The sequence below is a fragment of the Agarivorans sp. QJM3NY_30 genome (assembly GCF_050870855.2).
Taxonomy (GTDB): Bacteria; Pseudomonadota; Gammaproteobacteria; order Enterobacterales; family Celerinatantimonadaceae; genus Agarivorans.
Window position 1 is genome coordinate 2,682,662 of sequence record NZ_CP194038.2, and the last position, 18,945, is coordinate 2,701,606.

18 protein-coding genes and 1 pseudogene are annotated in these 18,945 nt (G+C 45.7%); 7 read left to right on the forward strand and 12 right to left on the reverse strand.

The window, feature by feature from the left end; all coding sequences use genetic code 11:
• Nucleotides 1-199 precede the first annotated feature (199 nt).
• Together ACRRSX_RS12235 and ACRRSX_RS12240 are read left to right on the forward strand one after the other, a co-directional pair.
• Nucleotides 200-1,162 (forward strand): diguanylate cyclase domain-containing protein, encoded by a 963-nt coding sequence (locus ACRRSX_RS12235; RefSeq protein WP_432452917.1) that lies wholly within the window; start codon nt 200-202, stop codon nt 1,160-1,162.
• Nucleotides 1,152-2,174 carry an AraC family transcriptional regulator ligand-binding domain-containing protein gene (locus ACRRSX_RS12240; protein ID WP_432452916.1) on the forward strand — a complete coding sequence of 341 codons (1,023 nt, stop codon included), beginning with the start codon at nt 1,152-1,154 and terminating at the stop codon, nt 2,172-2,174. The genes ACRRSX_RS12235 and ACRRSX_RS12240 overlap by 11 nt, the downstream gene beginning before the upstream one ends.
• 15 nt (nt 2,175-2,189) lie before the next feature.
• On the opposite strand, the gene ACRRSX_RS12245 is transcribed toward ACRRSX_RS12240, so the two are convergent.
• Genes ACRRSX_RS12245 through ACRRSX_RS12255 form a run of 3 tightly spaced genes read right to left on the reverse strand, consistent with a single transcriptional unit; the run spans nt 2,190 to nt 5,162 of the window.
• On the reverse strand, nt 2,190-3,284 hold the full coding sequence (locus ACRRSX_RS12245; protein WP_432452915.1) for an ABC transporter permease: 1,095 nt from the start codon (nt 3,282-3,284) through the stop codon (nt 2,190-2,192).
• On the reverse strand, nt 3,281-4,207 hold the full coding sequence (locus ACRRSX_RS12250) for an ABC transporter ATP-binding protein (protein WP_432452914.1): 927 nt from the start codon (nt 4,205-4,207) through the stop codon (nt 3,281-3,283). Before ACRRSX_RS12250 ends, ACRRSX_RS12245 begins: the two co-directional genes overlap by 4 nt.
• Nucleotides 4,200-5,162, reverse strand: coding sequence for an HlyD family secretion protein (locus ACRRSX_RS12255; protein ID WP_432452913.1), 963 nt, complete (start codon nt 5,160-5,162; stop codon nt 4,200-4,202). Before ACRRSX_RS12255 ends, ACRRSX_RS12250 begins: the two co-directional genes overlap by 8 nt.
• 244 nt (nt 5,163-5,406) lie before the next feature.
• Here ACRRSX_RS12255 and ACRRSX_RS12260 point away from each other — a divergent pair, with 244 nt between their 5' ends.
• Nucleotides 5,407-5,703 (forward strand): hypothetical protein, encoded by a 297-nt coding sequence (locus ACRRSX_RS12260; protein ID WP_432452912.1) that lies wholly within the window; start codon nt 5,407-5,409, stop codon nt 5,701-5,703.
• A 394-nt stretch (nt 5,704-6,097) separates the two neighbouring features.
• Here ACRRSX_RS12260 and ACRRSX_RS12265 read toward each other — a convergent pair whose 3' ends face one another.
• On the reverse strand, nt 6,098-6,484 hold the full coding sequence (locus ACRRSX_RS12265) for a hypothetical protein (protein ID WP_432452911.1): 387 nt from the start codon (nt 6,482-6,484) through the stop codon (nt 6,098-6,100).
• A 366-nt stretch (nt 6,485-6,850) separates the two neighbouring features.
• Here ACRRSX_RS12265 and ACRRSX_RS12270 point away from each other — a divergent pair, with 366 nt between their 5' ends.
• The 3 genes and pseudogenes from ACRRSX_RS12270 (at nt 6,851) to ACRRSX_RS12280 (ending at nt 11,180) form a co-directional block, all read left to right on the forward strand.
• Complete coding sequence (locus tag ACRRSX_RS12270) at nt 6,851-7,843, forward strand: transposase (RefSeq protein WP_432452910.1); 993 nt, start codon at nt 6,851-6,853, stop codon at nt 7,841-7,843.
• Between the two features lie 1,102 nt (nt 7,844-8,945).
• Nucleotides 8,946-9,934: pseudogene (locus tag ACRRSX_RS12275) on the forward strand (transposase).
• 214 nt (nt 9,935-10,148) lie between these two features.
• Nucleotides 10,149-11,180 carry an IS110 family transposase gene (locus ACRRSX_RS12280; RefSeq protein WP_432452909.1) on the forward strand — a complete coding sequence of 344 codons (1,032 nt, stop codon included), beginning with the start codon at nt 10,149-10,151 and terminating at the stop codon, nt 11,178-11,180.
• Nucleotides 11,181-11,662: 482 nt separating this feature from the next.
• On the opposite strand, the gene ACRRSX_RS12285 is transcribed toward ACRRSX_RS12280, so the two are convergent.
• Nucleotides 11,663-12,658 (reverse strand): DUF5677 domain-containing protein, encoded by a 996-nt coding sequence (locus tag ACRRSX_RS12285; protein ID WP_432452908.1) that lies wholly within the window; start codon nt 12,656-12,658, stop codon nt 11,663-11,665.
• Between the two features lie 276 nt (nt 12,659-12,934).
• Between ACRRSX_RS12285 and ACRRSX_RS12290 the strand changes: the two genes are divergently transcribed.
• Nucleotides 12,935-13,111: a phage integrase N-terminal SAM-like domain-containing protein gene (locus ACRRSX_RS12290; RefSeq protein ID WP_432461117.1), complete on the forward strand. Its 177-nt coding sequence runs from the start codon at nt 12,935-12,937 to the stop codon at nt 13,109-13,111.
• Between the two features lie 143 nt (nt 13,112-13,254).
• Here the strand turns inward: ACRRSX_RS12290 and ACRRSX_RS12295 are convergent, their stop codons facing one another.
• From ACRRSX_RS12295 to ACRRSX_RS12325, 7 genes are all read right to left on the reverse strand, one after another.
• A complete protein-coding gene (locus tag ACRRSX_RS12295; RefSeq protein WP_432452906.1) occupies nt 13,255-14,127 on the reverse strand; it encodes a peptidylprolyl isomerase in 873 nt (290 codons plus the stop codon).
• Nucleotides 14,117-14,575, reverse strand: coding sequence for a nitrogen fixation protein NifZ (locus tag ACRRSX_RS12300; RefSeq protein WP_432452905.1), 459 nt, complete (start codon nt 14,573-14,575; stop codon nt 14,117-14,119). The genes ACRRSX_RS12295 and ACRRSX_RS12300 overlap by 11 nt, the downstream gene beginning before the upstream one ends.
• Before the next feature lie 19 nt (nt 14,576-14,594).
• Entirely contained in the window at nt 14,595-14,885 is a 291-nt protein-coding gene (locus ACRRSX_RS12305; protein ID WP_432452904.1) for a nitrogenase-stabilizing/protective protein NifW, read from the reverse strand.
• A 17-nt stretch (nt 14,886-14,902) separates the two neighbouring features.
• Nucleotides 14,903-16,060: a homocitrate synthase gene (gene nifV, locus ACRRSX_RS12310; RefSeq protein WP_432452903.1), complete on the reverse strand. Its 1,158-nt coding sequence runs from the start codon at nt 16,058-16,060 to the stop codon at nt 14,903-14,905.
• 32 nt (nt 16,061-16,092) lie between these two features.
• Nucleotides 16,093-17,310: a cysteine desulfurase NifS gene (gene nifS / locus ACRRSX_RS12315; RefSeq protein ID WP_432452902.1), complete on the reverse strand. Its 1,218-nt coding sequence runs from the start codon at nt 17,308-17,310 to the stop codon at nt 16,093-16,095.
• 12 nt (nt 17,311-17,322) lie between these two features.
• Entirely contained in the window at nt 17,323-18,183 is an 861-nt protein-coding gene (gene nifU / locus ACRRSX_RS12320) for a Fe-S cluster assembly protein NifU (protein WP_432452901.1), read from the reverse strand.
• Nucleotides 18,184-18,461: 278 nt separating this feature from the next.
• A complete protein-coding gene (locus tag ACRRSX_RS12325; protein ID WP_432452900.1) occupies nt 18,462-18,938 on the reverse strand; it encodes a SoxR reducing system RseC family protein in 477 nt (158 codons plus the stop codon).
• Between the last annotated feature and the right edge of the window lie 7 nt (nt 18,939-18,945).

Sequence of the window (18,945 nt, forward strand, 5' to 3'; positions counted from 1 at the left end):
TGAAGTGCACATACTCAACGAGAAGTGAGCTATTGAGACTAATTGAATCAAATTAAAACCGTCATAAAAGCGGTTTAAACTATGCCTAAACTATGGATCCGCCACGAATAACGGGGTTCAATGAAAAACAATATGAGCTAATCGGACTATTTTTCATTTTTCCCCGCGAGAGGCGAAGGTTAAGCAAGGTTAAACAAGATTGAATCATCGAAAAAATTTAGGCTACGTGTGTGCCGAACTTTATTATGCTTTAAAGCCACATCGCTGGTGGTTGTTGTTACAAGTGGTGAGCTTAGTGGGATTAATTGGCTTAAATGCTCACCATGGCGAAATAAAATCATGGGCTCAATTAGACTGGGTCGACATTGTTGGAGAAGGCGCGACGGCGCTGCTGATTGTATGTTGGCTGATAATTATTCTTTCAGTACGTGCTAAGGGTTGGCTTACCGATCTATTTGCTTGCGGATTAATCGCCATGGTATTAGCACTTAGCCAAGATCTATTAGATGAGTTTTTTCAACTTGAATCTGGGATCCGCTGGGACAGTTGGCTAGAGTCGATGCCTGTTGGATTTTTATTGCTCACCGCCGCGCTATGGTTTTGGCGGGCCGAACAACAACAAATTAGCCGTTACTTGAGCCGTCGTAAATTGTTAAGCCCTGCTCCGACAGCAATCGATGGTGGATTGAACATTCCTGGCTTTGAATATTTACAGCAACAGTTATTGCAACGCGCCAAACAGCCGAAAACTTGGCTAAATAACCAACTGTTGTTGCTAGAAGTTGCCGACTTTAATGCGCTCAGTCGATGCTATGGCGGCAGCGCAGCCGATAAGCTATTAATGACCATCACCGAATTATTACTGTTAGCTTTGCCACCGGATGCACTGTTGTGCCGTTACGCTGGACAACGATTTGCGATTTTGCTCAATCACTCGCCGCCACAAGCCGCGATACTCAGTCAGCAACTATCCACGCTACTGCAACATTTTTGCTTTCGCAATCAGCAAAACCAAGCAATTCACCCCAGTTTTCACTGGGTAAAAGTGTCAGCAGAACTTGCCGATTCGCCGCAACAGGCGGTTCAACAACTCCTAGAACAAGCTAATCAACAGCTAACGATTCTCAAACAAGCAAGTCATGGTGAAGTCCTTGCCAATTAATCTCAGCATTCAGGTCTTGGAAAACCAGCAACGTTTCATCCCCGCCGAACACCAGTTAGCCCTATTACTCGATCTGCTGCTTGAGCGCGGGGCTGAGCCGCACTTTTTACTCCGTAAAACGGGAATTTTTTATCAAGATATTTTAGGCGGCGAGCTAAAGATCAGCCCTAAACAATTAGCCCGACTATGTTTAAATATTAGTCTTCAGTCGAACGATCGAGACATTAGCTTTGTATTTGGTCAACGTTTGTTTCCCGGCGTATTTGAACAGTACTCCCACTTATTGACACACGCCCCCAACCTTAGAAGCTTACTCGGCGTTCTTTGTCGGCATTTTACTGACTATTTTCCACTGCTAAAACCACGCCTCGTTGACTGCCGCGAGCAGACTCACTTATTGTTTGAAGATCCCTTTGGCGAAAGCCTTCGACCCAACCAACAACCAGAACAACTCGCCTATCGGCGCTGGATACAAGAAGCGCTGGTGAGCGCAATTGTCTCCTTATGTGAATGGCGAGCCGCTGCGCCCCTGCCTTGGCAGATCCAATTTGATTACCCCGCCCCCAGCTGGCGGGCAGAATATCAAGTTCACCTTGGAGACCAAGTAAAATTTAGCCAAACTTATAGTGCCTTGAGCATCGCTCAACAATACTTGGATAAACCTTGGCAACAACATTCAGCCATCATTTATCAACTGGCCCACAGCAAAGTAAACCTTAGCCAGCACGACAGTCTACTGAGTATCATTCGTGAGCTGCTACGACAAAACATCAGCCAATTACCCAGTCTAGAACAAATCGCCCAACAACTCGCGTTGAGTCCAGCGACCTTAAAGCGCAGATTAAAAAGTCACCACAGCAGTTACCGCTTACTGTGTGATGAAGTTCGCCAGCAACATGCATTTTTTCTACAAGCGCAATATAACTACAGCGATAATCAGCTAAGCACCGCGATGAACTTTTTTGATGTCAGTAATTTTCGTCGCGCCTTTCGGCGTTGGTTAAGCCAATAATTGACTGAACATTCACTAATCAAGACTTTTCTTAAAGCGGAATGAGGCCACCACTAAACCAATGATCGTGAAGGCCACCATCCATAGGCTATCTCGCCATAAATCGCTCAAATCAGCACCTCGTAACACAATCCCGCGGATCATCCGCATGAAGTGAGTCGCGGGCAAAATTTCAGAAATCCATTGAGCGGCAACGGGCATCGCTTCATAGGGAAACATAAATCCTGACAATAAAATTGAAGGCAGTAAAATAAACACCGTCATTTGCATCGACTGTAACTGAGTTTGAGCAATGGTGGATATCACCAAACCCAAGGTAAGGCTGGCCGCTATAAAGAGCAGCGTCCCGAATAAAACTTGGCTGAGCGCACCGTTAATCGGCACCGAAAAAATGAAATGCCCTAAACCCAAGATAATGGTCACTTGAATCAATCCCACAAACACATAGGGCACAATTTTAGCGATCATTAGCTCAATAGAGTGGATTGGGGTCGCAATCAACAACTCCAAATTGCCCCGTTCTCGCTCGCGAACAATCGCGGCACTGGTAAATAGAATCATCGTCATAGTAAGAATAACACCGAGCAAACCCGGTACAATATTCACCGCCGAACGGCGGCTTGGATTGTACAACAGGGTCACATCAAAAGTATTAGGCTGAGTATTGATTCGCCATTGTAAATCATTTAAAGGCATCATCCGTAACTGCATAATAGCGGAGCTGACCATGGTATCTGAACCATCTACCAGCCACTGTCCCAAGGCTCTATTTTGCGCTAAGCGTTGCTCTAAATCCTTCGGTAAAATGAGTACCGCGCGCACCCTACCTTGTTCAATCGCTTGCTCAGCTTCAGCAATGCTTGCATAGAACTGGTTCACCTGGACAACCTGAGCCACCTTGAGCGACTCTACAATGAGGCGACCACTGCTGCTGCCACTTTGATCCACCACCGCCACTGGGATATTGCGCACATCGGTATTAATTGCAAAGCCAAACAGCAACAACTGGATCAAAGGAATCATCACCACCATACCAAAGGTAATTCTATCTCTGGCCAGTTGACGAAACTCTTTAAGCATCACCGCCTTAATTCGAAATACAGATTTCATTGGCGTCCCTTACCGGTCACGCTTACAAATACATCTTCTAAACTCGCCCGAGCAAGGCTTAGCTCAGCCCCTTGCAGCTGTGGATAATGCTTCACTAGCCAGCCAATAGGATCAGCAACTTGCTGATCGACCAAGACCCGCAAGCGGATCCCTAATTGTGCAGCTGAACGAATTTCTGGATGCTGAATTAACTGTTGTTTTAACTCCCGCAAGTTGGCGGCTTTTAATTCCACCACGTTCACCCCCATATTGTTCATCAGCGTTTCTGGATCGCCGTCGGCGCGCATCTCTCCTGATTCCAAAATCGCCAATCGATGACAACGTTCGGCCTCATCCATATAGTGGGTGGCCACCAAAATAGTGGTGCCCTGATCACTTAAATCAAACAATTGCTCCCAAAACTCGCGACGATTTTCTGGATCCACGGCCGAGGTAGGTTCATCCAAAAATAACAGTTCTGGCTGATGCATGGTGGCTGCGGCTAAAGACAAACGTTGCTTTTGTCCACCACTCATTCCTCCCACTCGCTGCTTACGCCGCTGAGTCAAACCATAGGTACTCAACTGTTGCTCTAAACGATGATTTAAGGACTTATTGGGCATACCAAAAATTTGTCCCATAAATTGTAAATTTTCCTGCACCGTTAAATCATCATATAAGGAGAACTTCTGCGTCATATAACCAATTTTTAAACGCAAGGTCTCGGCCTGCTTAGGAATATCCAATCCTAAGACTTTCACTTCACCGCTACTCGGGCTTAACAGACCAGTTAACATTCGAATGGTGGTGGATTTTCCGCAACCGTTCGGTCCCAAGAAACCATAAATATGACCCTTGGTAACATTCAAATTCACCTGGTTTACGGCGGTAAAATCGCCAAATTTGCGACTGATATTATTAGCAACAATCGCGTACTCACTCATATTGGCTGGCCTCAGGCAAATCTACTTGTGCCGGTAAACCCGAGGGTAATGCGCCAGCGGCGGCTTCTAGATCGACTTCGGCTAAATACATAAGGCGCGAGCGTTCATTCTCGGTGAGTGCATAATAGGGAGTAAACGCGGGTTCTGTCGCTAACCAACGCACCACCCCACTAAAACTGCGATCGACGCCATCCACATGTACCGTTAAGGCCTGACCAAGCTGTAGCTTAGCCCGGTATGACTGGGGCACATACACGCGTGCATAGGGCAAACGATCGGCGAGCAACACCGCCACCACCGCATTGTTAGTCACTCGCTCCCCCAAGTTGAAGGGGAGACTGTCTAAGATCCCATCTCGGGTAGCCACAATGCTCAGCTCATCCAATTTATGTTGTTGTAAGGCAACTTCGGCGCGAGCGGCATCTAAAGCGGCCTTGGCTTGTTCTACATCTTCAAATCGAGACCCTGCAGTCAGCTTAGCAAAGCCTTCCTGCGCAGCGGCTAAACTAGCCTGAGCACTATCTCGCTCGGCCAAAGCGCTATCTAAACTCGATTGACTCGCTAATTGTTGATTCACCAATTGTTGGGCTCGCAAATAACTTTTTTGCATTTCTACAACCCGAGCCTGAGCCCGATTAACCTCTGCTTGAGCACTCGCAATATCTTCGCTCCGCTCACCATTACTTAAGCGTAATAGGTAAGCTTGGGCTTTTGCCTGTTCAGCCTTCGCTCGAGCGACAATTGCCGTTTGGCTAAGGTTATCTAGCTGCACCAACAGCTGCCCCTGCTTTACCGCTGAACCTTCGGTCATTGGCAAACTGCGAATAATTTCATTGCTGGTGGCACTAAGCGTGATGCGATCACGCTCTATGGTCCCTAGGGCCTGAGATGGTGTTGAAGAGTCGCAAGCACTCAGGCCCCCCAACATCAACAAAGACCAAAAAATACGTCTCATGATTCATTCCTTTAAAACTCTATGTAAACAGTATAGAGACAAGCAGAAGTGATTGTTTAGTAAAATAATTCTTCAATATTCATAACTTGATGAATTTTTTATAAGAGCGACTGAAATACCTAATAATACAGCTCAACTGCCGTGCTAAAGCCTCCGCGTCGACACCCTCGGTTTAGCCAGTAACGACCAGACTTGAAAAACTTTAGAGTAAATGAGAAATTAATTGTATGACTAAAGACAATAAATGATTCAAGCCTTGAGTAAAAAGCCCGACCGAGTGACCGCCATGCTACAAATAATTCACGCAGTTAAACAAGAATTCCCGCTTTATCAAGAAGATACCTTTGTATGCGGACCAGATAACAGCTGTATTGGCTGCCCTAAGAAATTAATGGAACTGGTAGACGATCAGCTCACTTACTGGGAACATGCGATTCGGCGAGGGGTGATCCCCAGCTTTGATGATCTCTCTCGTTTTGGCAAATTGTGTAGAAATGTTAAACGGGGTCTGGTCCGCAACAACCGCGTTTCTAGTGAATAGTAAACCTGAGTTGGGCTTGGAGCTAAGCGCTAATTCAAACTAAAAAAATGTGGCTAAACCAAGGGCTATATGCTTGTTATTCAGTAGCCAGACCTTGTCGGAAGACAATTTAGTTTGATCGCATTCCAATAAATTTCGTCACGGATTACCTCCGTTACCCATTCGTGAAGAACCGTGAAGCTAGACCGCTATCAAGTCTTCTTCTTGATCTTGTATTCCATGGGGCTGCGTTTGAGTAGTTGGGGTGGGTGTCTTGTTTGACTGTTGCCAAACTCGCCTTGTAAAAAGTAACAAGGCCTTGGCCCCGCCAACATCAATACCGTTATTTACTATAGAAGGGAGCATCGGGCTTGTTCAACACCCGAATAAGGTGGCGGCTACGCGACACCTATTCTTATTGTATGGCATTTTTACAACTAAACCATATTTTAAAATATAGTAAAGCAAGAAAAGTTTCTGTCATAACGGCTAAAGAAATACCGAAACCAGCAAACCCACGAAGGTATTCTATAGTCCCAAGTACAGCCAACGAAAACATAGAAATGGCAAGGCCCAGGCATACTGCTTGCCTAGAGTCTGAATGGGAGGCATTTCGACCGACCCAAGTTATTAATGAAATCCCCAAAAATAACATTGCAGCTCTTCTACCAATAAAGAAAGCCGAGCTATTCTCATCGATATTAAACAACATAAATATAACTTCAGGCGTGATCAGAAAAACCAGACACAATGTAAGTGCTATAACTGCGGTAATTACACTTACCATTTTAAATTTAATCATACTCATCCTTGAATGCCGTCGTGGTAGAACGACCGCATCCGGCTCCTCAGTTATATTCGCTCGTGTAAAACACGACCCTAGTACCAGTCAACAACAATAGCTCGTTTGCTAACGCGTAACTTCTCAATATGAAAACACTGTAACATTTGCTTAAGCCCCAGCCAATTGTAACTTCGCCGTCCACTTCTGCGATTTAACCACTTAAATAGACTATGCAATACATCGCCATACAGTCGACTCAGGCTTCGGCTATAAACGTCAAACAATAAACGTCAAAAACGTCAAACAAGACACCCACTCCAACTAACGAAACGCCTTTATTATAGTCTAAACTATCAATAGTGATTTATTTGGGGAGTTATTATTATGCCTCGGTCAAGACGCTCGCAGGTGAGCTTATCGGATACACTCTACTATCATTGTGTTTCCCGTTGTGTTCGACGGGCGTTTCTGTGTGGCGAAGACAAGGTAAGTGGTAAAAGCTATGAGCACCGCCGCCAGTGGGTCGAGGATTATCTACTCAAATTGGCGTCGGTGTTCGCCATTGATGTTTGTGCTTATGCTGTCATGAGTAATCATACCCACCTCGTGCTACATGTTAATCCGCAACAAGCAGAAGCCTGGTCAATGGATGAAGTCTTAGAACGCTGGCATAGCTTGCATCAGGGCACCTTACTGACTCAGATGTATCTCAACCTTGAGTTACGTCCGCAGTTGAGTGAGGTGCAACTACAAGCCATTCGCGCCACCGCCGAAGTGTATCGGACTCGCCTGTATGACTTAAGCTGGTTTATGCGCCATTTAAACGAACACATTGCGCGAGCCGCCAATCAAGAAGACCAATGTACCGGTCGATTTTGGGAAGGACGCTTTAAATCCCAAGCGCTTTTGGATGAAGCCGCACTCATGGCGTGTATGGCTTACGTAGACTTAAACCCCATCAGAGCCAAGATGGCAAGTACACCAGAGGGCTCTGCTCATACCAGCGTACAACGACGAGCAAAAGCCGCTCAGCTAAAACAAGCCCAGGCAACAAACCTGTTTCCCTTTGTGGGTAACCCAAGAGAGCCGATGCCCCAAGGCTTACCCTTTGAGCTGAAAGACTATCTTGAGTTGGTTGATATGACCGGACGCATGGTAAGAGAGGATAAACGGGGTGACATCGACAGTGGCGAAAGTTCCATCATCCAACGCTTAGGGATAAATGAAGCGCAGTGGCTGATTTTAAGCGGTGAGTTTGAACGGCACTTTTCTGGGGCAGTCGGTCAAGAAAGCTTGCTCAGGGAATACCATCAGCATATGGGACATAAACGAACGGCCGGTTTAAGTTGCTGCAAACGTTTGCTAAACCGCGCTTAAGCGCGAGCTTACTTTCGAACCACCCTCAATCATCAGTCTTGTATGGGGGGATACCTTGCCTTGCTGAGACGCACATTGGCCCAGAAATTATCAAACCGAGTCACCTACGGTGAATTTAGCCGTTAATCGGCATGACAATCGCCTCAGAACTAAATGATTGTAGTGGTGTTCACTTCACCAACGCTGTTACTGTATTTATGGTTTTTAATATGGATGTCCACTTTAACACAGCAAACGTTTGCTAAATCGCGCTTAAGCGCGAGTTTACTTTCGAACAATATCTTAATCATCAGCCTTGCTGAGGCGTGCATTGCCTCAGAAATCATCAAGATGAGTCACTTACTGTGAATTCAGCCACCAATCAGCATGACAACAGCCTCAGAACTAAATAATTACAGTCGAATTACTTTCACAAACGGTGTTGCTGTCTCCATGGTTCTTATGATGGATGTCCATGCTCTTGTGCTTGCTTAGAGAATATCATCAGCATATGGGGCATCAACGAACGGCCGGTTTAAGTTGCAGCAAACGTTTGCTAAACCGCGCTTAAGCGCGAGCTTACTTTCGAACCACCCTCAATCATCAGCCTTGTATGGGGGGATACCTTGCCTTGCTGAGACGCACATTGGCCCAGAAATTATCAAACCGAGTCACCTACGGTGAATTTAGCCGTTAATCGGCATGACAATCGCCTCAGAACTAAATGATTGTAGTGGTGTTCACTTCACCAACGCTGTTACTGTATTTATGGTTTTTAATATGGATGTCCACTTTAACACACTAAATCGCACTTAAGTGCGAGTTTACTTTCGAACCTCCCTCAATCATCAGTCTTGCTGAGGCCCTCATTGCGTCAAAAATCATCAAGATGAGTCATAAATGATGAATTAAGCCGTTAATCGGCATGACAACAGCCTGAGGACTAAATGGTTGCAGTGGTGTTCAGCTCACTAACGTCGTAACTGTTTCCATGATTATTATCATGGATGTCCATAGTCTTTTCCTCGTCAAACAACGTCAAACAAGACACCCACCCCAACTAACGAAACGCCTTTATTATAGTCTAAACTATCAATAGTGGTTTATTTGGGGAGTTATTATTATGCCTCGGTCAAGACGCTCGCAGGTGAGCTTATCGGATACACTCTACTATCATTGTGTTTCCCGTTGTGTTCGACGGGCGTTTCTGTGTGGCGAAGACAAGGTAAGTGGTAAAAGCTATGAGCACCGCCGCCAGTGGGTCGAGGATTATCTACTCAAATTGGCGTCGGTGTTCGCCATTGATGTTTGTGCTTATGCTGTCATGAGTAATCATACCCACCTCGTGCTACATGTTAATCAGCCGCAAGCAGAAGCTTGGTCAATGGGTGAAGTCTTAGAACGCTGGCATAGCTTGCATCAGGGCACCTTACTGACTCAGATGTATCTCAACCTTGAATTACGTCCGCAGTTAAGTGAGGTGCAACTACAAGCCATTCGCGCCACCGCCGAAGTGTATCGGACTCGCCTGTATGACTTAAGCTGGTTTATGCGCCATTTAAACGAACACATTGCGCGAGCCGCCAATCAAGAAGACCAATGTACCGGTCGATTTTGGGAAGGACGCTTTAAATCCCAAGCGCTTTTGGATGAAGCCGCACTCATGGCGTGTATGGCTTACGTAGACCTAAACCCCATCAGAGCCAAGATGGCGAGCACTCCAGCTCGGCCCATACCAGCGTAAAGCGACGAGCAAAAGCCGCTCAGCTAAAACAAGCCCAGGCAACAAACCTGTTTCCCTTTGTGGGTAACCCAAGAGAGCCGATGCCCCAAGGCTTACCCTTTGAGCTGAAAGACTATCTTGAGTTGGTTGATATGACCGGACGCATGGTAAGAGAGGATAAACGGGGTGACATCGACAGTGGCGAAAGTTCCATCATCCAACGCTTAGGGATAAATGAAGCGCAGTGGCTGATTTTAAGCGGTGAGTTTGAACGGCACTTTTCTGGGGCAGTCGGTCAAGAAAGCTTGCTCAGGGAATACCATCAGCATATGGGACATAAACGAACGGCCGGTTTAAGTTGCTGCAAACGTTTGCTAAACCGCGCTTAAGCGCGAGCTTGCTTTCGAACTATGTCTGAACCATCAGCCTTGTATGGGGGGATACCTTGCCTTGCTGAGACGCACATTGGCCCAGAAATTATCAAACCGAGTCACCTACGGTGAATTTAGCCGTTAATCGGCATGACAATCGCCTCAGAACTAAATGATTGTAGTGGTGTTCACTTCACCAACGCTGTTACTGTATTTATGGTTTTTAATATGGATGTCCACTTTAACAATTGTAGTGGTGCTCACTTCACTAACTCTGTTACTGTATTTATGGTTTTTAATATGGATGTCCACTTTAACAGTCCACAAAAAGATTGGGGCTAATAAAAATGACTTGTTACTCATACTCGAACCCTATATCGGCAATGTCATTGTCGGGGTTGAGTGCATGCATTGCTGGTATTGGGTCTCTGATTGGTGTGCTGAACTGGGCATCGATTTCATTCTAGGTCATGCCCTTTACATGAAAGCTATCCATGGCGGTAAAACCAAAAATGATAAAGTAGACTCCTTTAAAATTGCCACACTACTGCGTGGTGGTAATTTCCCTATTGCTTACAATTACCCTCGCGAAATGCGTGCTACGCGAGACTTGTTACGCCGAAGAATGAAGATTGTCCGTCACGGAGCCATGCTCAAAGGCCATGTGGTTAACACCAACAGTCAATACAATCTGCCTGCCACTGACTTAAACCTTAAAAACATGTCTGCAAGACAACAACTACGCGAGCAATACCAAGACCCTATCGTGCAGCGTAATATCGACATGGATATGGCAATACTGGATTTCTACGCCAAAGAACTTGCCCAAGTGGAATGGTTCATTGAAAAACAGGCCAAAAACCATAACCCCGTTTATTTAGAATTGCTAAAGACCGTACCTGGGATTGGCAAAATTTTATCCCTGACCATCTTGTATGAAATTGGTGATATCGCCCGATTTGAATCAGTACAAAAGTTTGCATCTTACTCTCGGTTAGTGAAGTGCAAAGCTCAGTCTGCTGGTAAAACCTACGGCACTAACGGCAACAAAATCGGTAATGCTCATTTGAAATGGGCATTCTCAGAAGCGGCTGTGCTTTACCTGCGTGGCAATGACAAAGCCCGCAACTACCTTAATCAATTACAAAAAAGGATGAGCAAAGCTAAAGCATTATCGGCACTGGCACATAAACTTGGCCGTTGTGTCTATTTCATGTTGAAGAACAAAACGGTGTTTGATGAACAGCGATTCTTGAAAGGGTAAGTCGCGCAATAAGGTGAGCTGAACGTCTAACTAGATACTCTTAAAAAGAGAAGCGAGCATGACCGTGAATGATGTGGCTAATGAAGCAATAACTCATCACCATCATCACTATGCCAAAGGCTATTTAAGCTACGCCGACTTGATTAGACACCTTATTGGCGCGCATTAAGTACAATCAACAAAATCGTTTACACCTTAAATGAGCCTGACACTAACTGTGCATAAAGCCCCTGTGACTTGAATAGTGCCATCTTAGGGTTAACCGATAAATGTCTAGTGCCCCTGACATTCCGAAGGACCGGATAGCCTCAGGCAGCGATAAGATCGCACTAAGAGAGCCTCTATATGTGTTTGCTGTAAACGATGATTTGACAGCTAACTGACAGACGAAGTAGATGCATTTGTTGATTGATTTTAATTTGACTGCAAGAGCAGTCAAATAAGTTAGGCTCGCCTATTGACTACCCGGAGGCTCATATGTGTTATATTGGCTTTTCGACACTGATAAATGCCTCGCCAACCTCTTTAACGTAATTATCTATTATTTTCATAAACAGGACTGAATCCTTGTAATCTAAGCCACTATTCTCATCTTGGATGTAGGCAGACAGAAATACCGATGTTATTTGAGCTAAACTAATTGCCGTAAACTGAGCTGGATCTGTTAACCCTGAATTCGATTGACCACAAAGGAGCAAATCTTCTTTAGCCTCATTCATTGCATAAAGAGAAGCCATTTCAAAGTAATCAGAATGCACATTACGACTAGCTAATTTGTAATTATGTGACCATTTATCAAGCTCTACATACTCTCGAAGCTTTTCAAATTTAGCAAAACCCGTGTGTTCTCTAGCCCAGTGCCAACTTGCTTTACCATCTGTGATTTCCTCTTTAAGAGCTGCATAATACTCAGCTTCGTCATCTGTAAAGGTTTCCAAACCCATAGCATCTGACGTTTTTCTATGCTCCTCAATTCCTTCGGCTGTTTTGACCATCCCATGTTTTATATAATCAATTGCGGCTTTCTTTCCGCATTTATTGATAACCAGACATGTTACAACCATTTCATATAAAGTGCGCCAACGAGCTAAAGCAGCATCTGGATAACCACCTTCTAAAAGATGTATGATTTCACCGCTAATGCGACATGCATGTGCATGTTGGCGTAACAATACACCAATTAACTCATCTGTTTCATATTTTGGTATTTTTAAGAATTGTTCTTGAAAGTTCATCCCTGCTTGTAGGCAAGTTTCTCGTAGAGCATGAAGTTTTCGGAAGCCTAACTTCCATCGTTCTCTATTTCTTTTTATAAATGCATCATGCTCAGAAATAACACGCTGAACGTTTATTTCTTCTTGCTCATTTGTATCTTCGATTAAAATTTTTGATGCCAAATTTATAATATCTTCATAAGTTGGCTCTTCTCCATTTTCACGAAGCTTGGTTTCAACAAGTTCAAGTAGCTCTTCGAACAATTATAACTCCACGGTGTGATGCCAATATAACAGTATATTAATATGCAAATTCCCATCTTTCACGCATGCGAAGTTACCACCTATCACGCATCACAGAAATTCACACACCCTTTAATATTTAATTTTATCAACAGCATATCAGTGAATCACCATTTTGACCATGCGTGAAAGATGGTAATGCATTTGCAGAAAGATGGGAACCCATTTAACTGTATATAATCACAGTACAAAGGTCGACATATGAGCCCACCATATCTCGCGTTTATCGAGGAACAAATGCGCTTAAAGCGCTTTAGAGAAACAACAATTCGAAGGGACTTAGCATGGATAAAGCGCTTTATTTTGTTCAACCCAAAACGCCATCCCAAAGACATGCACAACCGAGAAGTTGAGCGCTTTTTAAGTGAGCTAAACAAAGGGATCTCGCACCATTCAAACGCAACTGGGGCGTAGCGATATCCAAACCACCCAAATCTATACTCATGTATTGAATATGGGGGCCGACGGCGTCGCCAGCCCCTTAGAACTGTCGTGGTGCAAAAATTATATCTAAGTTAGATAGACCTATTTACAAATGATATTGCGCCCCTCACCTGCTAATTCAACTGTCCGCCCTGACAAAGCCGAGTTAACCACTGCCGCTGGCGCAACTTATGCGCCTGATTGAGCAAACCATCTTGGATTTTTTGCTTGGCTTGTGCAAAAGGCACCTGATGCTCGGCAACATGCTGCTTACACCAAACTAGGTGATAACCCATGTCCGACAAAATAGCAGGACTGAAGCTTTCTGCTGCCATATTAAACAGCACCATGTCTAACTCAGGTAGCAGCTGCCCCTGCTCGACTAAGCCTAAATAGCCACCGTTTACCGCTGTTGGGCATTCTGAATGTCGCTCTGCCAGCTGCTCAAAGTTGTCCGCATTGACTTGCTTAGCCAGTTGAGAAATCCGCGCCTTCGCCTGAGCCGGAGTATTTTCTTTAAATTGGGGATTAATGGTGATCAGTAGATGATGAGCTTCACGCCGCTGCACCTGAGTAAACTTGGCGATGTTGTGTTGGTAGTAGTCTAAGGCTTGCTGCTCACTCACCGGTAAAATATCACGGCACACATAGGCTAATACCGCATCACTGGTCAGCTCCTGAGCCACCGCACTGCGTAAGCTTTGCTCACTGAGCTGATTGGCACTCAGGGCTTTGGCAAATTCAGCTGGCGAATCAAAGCTGTGTTCAACCAGCTCAATCGCCTTGTCCAATTGCTCTGGAGTGATATATACCTGGCTGGCCTCGGCAGAGCCAAGCACCTTTTGCTGAATGGTTTGGGTTTTGCTCACCACTCTGGCTAATTCTTTAGTTTGCGCAGCATCCAATTGATCCGGATTTAACTCAAACAGCGCTAAGCTAGTTTTCATCACGAGGTAAGCCTGAGTTTCTTCCGAGACTGGCGCTAATAAACCTAATTCATCCAACATAGGCCAATTCCTCTAAAGGCATCAAGGCTCGCTCCGGTACTTCCACATCAATTTCGCCATACTGAATTCGGTAATGTGGCTGCATCTGCGGTTTTCGCCTTACCGCCAGTACATCAACAATACTACCTTTACTCGCAACCACTTCCCCCTGCTGCGACAAGGATAGTGTTAAAGCGGCCTTGTCCCCATATTCAAATTGATTAGGCTGCCATACCAGTTCAGCATCCATCAACTCAACTTCTTTACAGCCAATGGTTAAACCGCGGCTAAGAAATTGAACTTGATAAACAATTTGATTCTGTAAATGATATCCCGATTGACGAACGTAACCAGTGGCACCACGTCGAACCAGCAGCGCACCTTTCTTACACCCTGGAAAACTACCGTCATTACGGATGTTCTCAATCACCCTAACCTTACATCCATAACCAAATTTTGCTGTATACATCGGCTTTACCTCTATAACTTCAACATCCTTTACAGGTACTACATGCTGGGGCGGCATGCGCCACCACCACACCTTTTTCCAACAAACAGTAGGCCTTTGCGACCGCTGCTTGATACTCTTGATAAGTCGTGGCTGGTTTTTTTTCCAACAACTGCCCTAATAAACGTAAATACACCACCCGCTTAGCTTGCAATAAAGCGGGTTGATAGCTCACCTCAAAACACTGTAAAAACGCTTCGGCGCCGTCTAAGGAGGCCACCAATTGTTCAATATCTTGCGTCTGGGCCGCTTGCTGCTTTGCTAATGCCACACTGTAACTCCACTCTGTTAGGCGCTAAGTTCCAAACTTAAGGGACTGAAGCTTTTAAGACTGTATTGATAAAAATCGACTAATTCTTGATTAGAAGGACTCCGCTTGTAGGTTTCCGCCCAATCACTCAAGATGGCTTTGAGCAAACCACACTGCTTTAAATCTACAGCAATCCCCAGCTCACGGTACACTGAGCGGATCGCCTTTGTGCCAGAGTGCTTACCCAATACCAAGTGATGTTTGCGCCCCAATAATTCGGGTGCAAAACCCTGATAGTTGTTCGGGTCTTTGAGTAGACCATCAACGTGGATCCCCGATTCATGGGTAAACACCTGTTGGCCAATAATGCTTTTATTCACTCCAATTGCGCGACCCGATGCCCGCTCCACCATGGCGCAAATCGAGGGCAAACTTGCTAATTGAATATCTGGAAGCTGGCACTTATCCACCAATTGAGTCACATTTAATGCCATAACCACTTCTTCTAAGGCCGCATTACCGGCACGTTCGCCTAAGCCAATCACTGTTGTATTAACCGAGTCAGCGCCCGCCCGAATTGCTGCCAAGCTATTGGCCGTGGCCATGCCCAAGTCATCATGGGCGTGCATTTCGATCTGCAAATCACAATGGCTTTTCAGCCCAGCGATCAAGATTTCGGTGGTAAATGGATCTAACACTCCCAAAGTGTCGGCAAAACGTAAACGCAGAGCTCCGGCCCGTTGCGCGGCATCAGCAATTCTATAGAGTTCATCGAGCGGCGTACGCGAAGCATCTTCCATCCCAACACAAACCTGCAAACCCAGATCCTGTGCTTGCGCGATATGCCATTGCAAACGGTGTAGTAAGCTTGCCTGACTTATCGCCATTTTAGATTGGCGTTGCTGGGTCGACGCTGGCACCGAGATATCCAAATAATCCAGACCTAAATTGGCGGCGGCGGCAATGTCATCGCGATGTAAACGGCTCCAGCCCATCGTTTTAGTCTGCCTTAATTGGCCGCTAATGGTTTGAATCACTTCACGCTCGGCAGCGCCCATTGCGGGCACCCCCACTTCTAACTCGCTCACCCCCGCGGCCTGTAACGCTTGCGCAATTTGTAGCTTCTCACTGGCACTAAAGGCGACGCCTGCCGTTTGTTCACCATCACGTAGCGTTGTATCGTTAATGATCAGCATGCTTACCTCCGTTATTCCACAATAAGCCTAAGTTAGCCATAAACTGGACTAAAACTTTCCTGCGCAGGTTGATCCGCTGCGGCATCCCAATAAGGAGAAAGCATCCGCAACTTGGCAATAATTCCCGGCAATACCGCTAATACCTGATCAATCATGGTATCGGTGGTAAAGCGCGATAATGAGAAACGGATAGCCCCGTGCGCTGCCGTATAAGGAATGTCCATCGCTCGCATCACATGCGAAGGCTCTAGCGACCCCGAGGTACAGGCTGAACCTGAAGAGGCGGCGATACCATGTTGATCTAACATCAACAAAATCGACTCCCCCTCCACAAACTCAAAGGCGATATTGCTGGTATTGGGGACACGATGACGGGGATCGCCGGTCACAAAGCAATTTGGCACTTTCGCCAACAAACCTTGCTCGAGTCGGTCTCTTAACATACTAATTCGAGGTGAATCTTGTTCAATCGAGAACTGCGCTAACTCGCAAGCCTTACCCAAAGCAACAATACCACTGCTATTTTCGGTGCCAGCACGGCGACCACGTTCTTGATGGCCTCCTCGCAACAAGGGTCTAAATTTTGCGCCGCGACGTAAATACAAAGCACCAACACCTTTAGGTGCATGAAACTTATGACCCGATAAAGACAACAAATCAATACCGCTATCGGCAACTTGGATCGGAAGTTTTCCGGCAACTTGAACCGCATCCGTATGAAACAATACATCGTGCTGCTTGGCTAATTCGGCCATCCCGCGGATTGGAAATAAACTACCCGTTTCATTGTTTGCCCACATAAAGCTCGCGATCGCGACATTGGGGCTTAGCGCCTTTTTATAGGCCTCCATATCTAAACGTCCCCGAGAATCAACTTCGATCCAATGAATTTTATAACCCTTACGCGCTAGGGTTTGGCACAGATCTAAAGTGGCGGGATGCTCGATCACCGAGGTGATAATTTCTTTACGCTGAGGAAAGGCTTCCAGTGCCGACATGATGGCGGTGGTGGTTGCCTCCGTGGCACAGGAAGTAAAAATAATTTCGCTGCTGTGACTGGCACCGATCATTGTCTGAACCTGAGTACGCGCCAATTCCAAGGCTTTGCCGACTTGCTCACCAAACTGATGGATCGACGATGGGTTCCCATAGTGTTCACTTAAGTAAGGTAGCATGGTTTCCAATACTTTAGGGTCAACTTGGGTGGTCGCATTATTATCTAGATAAGCCAATGGCTTTAATTCGCTCATATCTGTTCTCCCTTACACTAAGCTAGGCGCACCTGTTGGGTACACAGTAATGGTTTCACCTAGGGCTTCACTGATTTTTTGTTCAATCATGGCTAAGGTGGCCGCCGACAATCCACAGCCAGAACAAGCACCGCTGAGTGACAAAAACACCATATCGTCTTCCACATCCGAGAGCTGAACATTGCCACCATCGGCTTGCAACTGCGGACGAATGTCATCTAGAGTCTGCTCAATGATGCGGATCCTTGCCACAATGGTACTGGCGGCAACAACTGGCTTCACCACCTTGCTAGTTTCTTGCAAGGGCTCACCCAAACATTCTTCCAATACCCATTCAATTTTTTCATGACAAGCAGCACAGGCCCCACCCGCCTTGGTGTAATTGATCACCTCTTCCAAGCTTGATAATTGGTTTTGTGCAACAACTCGCTTAATCATTGCGTCGTCAATGGCGAAACACTTACAAATCAGCTCACCTTCTTCATGTTCTTCGGCGATCTCTTCACCACGATACTGCGCCACTGCAGCATGCAGGGCTTCCATGCCCATCACCGAACAATGCATTTTTTCTGGCGGTAAACCATCTAAGTAATCGGCAATATCTTTATTAGAAATCTGCAGCGCTTGGTCGATGGTGCGACCAATGATCATTTCAGTTAATGCCGAAGATGATGCGATAGCACTGCCGCAGCCAAAGGTTTGAAAGCCCGCATCTTCGATCACGTCAGTATCTGGATCCACTTTCAAACTCAGGCGTAAAGCATCACCGCAAGAGATTGAGCCGACATCACCAATCGCATTGGCTTGTTCTACGGCTTTGGCGTTTTTAGGTGTAAAGAAGTGTTCCTTTACCTTTTCTGAATAGTTCCACATACGCTACCCCACGATGATTATTGTTGAATAAAGGCAATGACCAAACGGTAAAACAATCATGACGCCTTCGCTCAGTGTCGATAAGCCATTGGGAACCTAAAACACAGCATTTCTTGCTGAAAGGGTCAAGGTCTTACACGAGTTGGTCATTGCCTACAGAGGTTGTTGCAAGCAAGATACCCAAACGAACATGATTACTAACATATTGTTTTTAATGGATTTAGTATTGGGTGAGCAACTTCGCATCCTGTGAGCTACATCACATTAAGTCACTAATGTTAGTTTTGCGACATCGAATTGTCGGCTTTAACTGAGGTGCTATGGGTAGGATAAATGGATAAGCGTTGACGTAACTGTGAAACCACATTGTGTGCTAAGAAACGACTAATCAACAGGCCCAGGCCAAACCCCAATAGGCTGGCGAGCCCTGAGCCAATGTTTTGCAGAGCGCTGGTAGCATCACTTAAGTACAGTTGCACAGTAATGGCTAACAATAACATCCCGATTAAAGGGGGGATGAACAGCACGATAATCGCCTTCAATAAAAAACCATCGTCACAATTCACCGCCACTTGTTGGCCAACTTCTAAAGGTTCGGTCAGCTTAAATTCTGCACGATGCATCACGCCTGAATCAGATTCGAAGCTAACACAAGTTTGTTGCTTGGCGCAGGCGCTGCAGGCACTTTGGCGTTGCCCCTGCAACTGTACAGAATTCTGATGAATACTCACCACTTGCATCTTCAACTGCGCCATTGCTCGC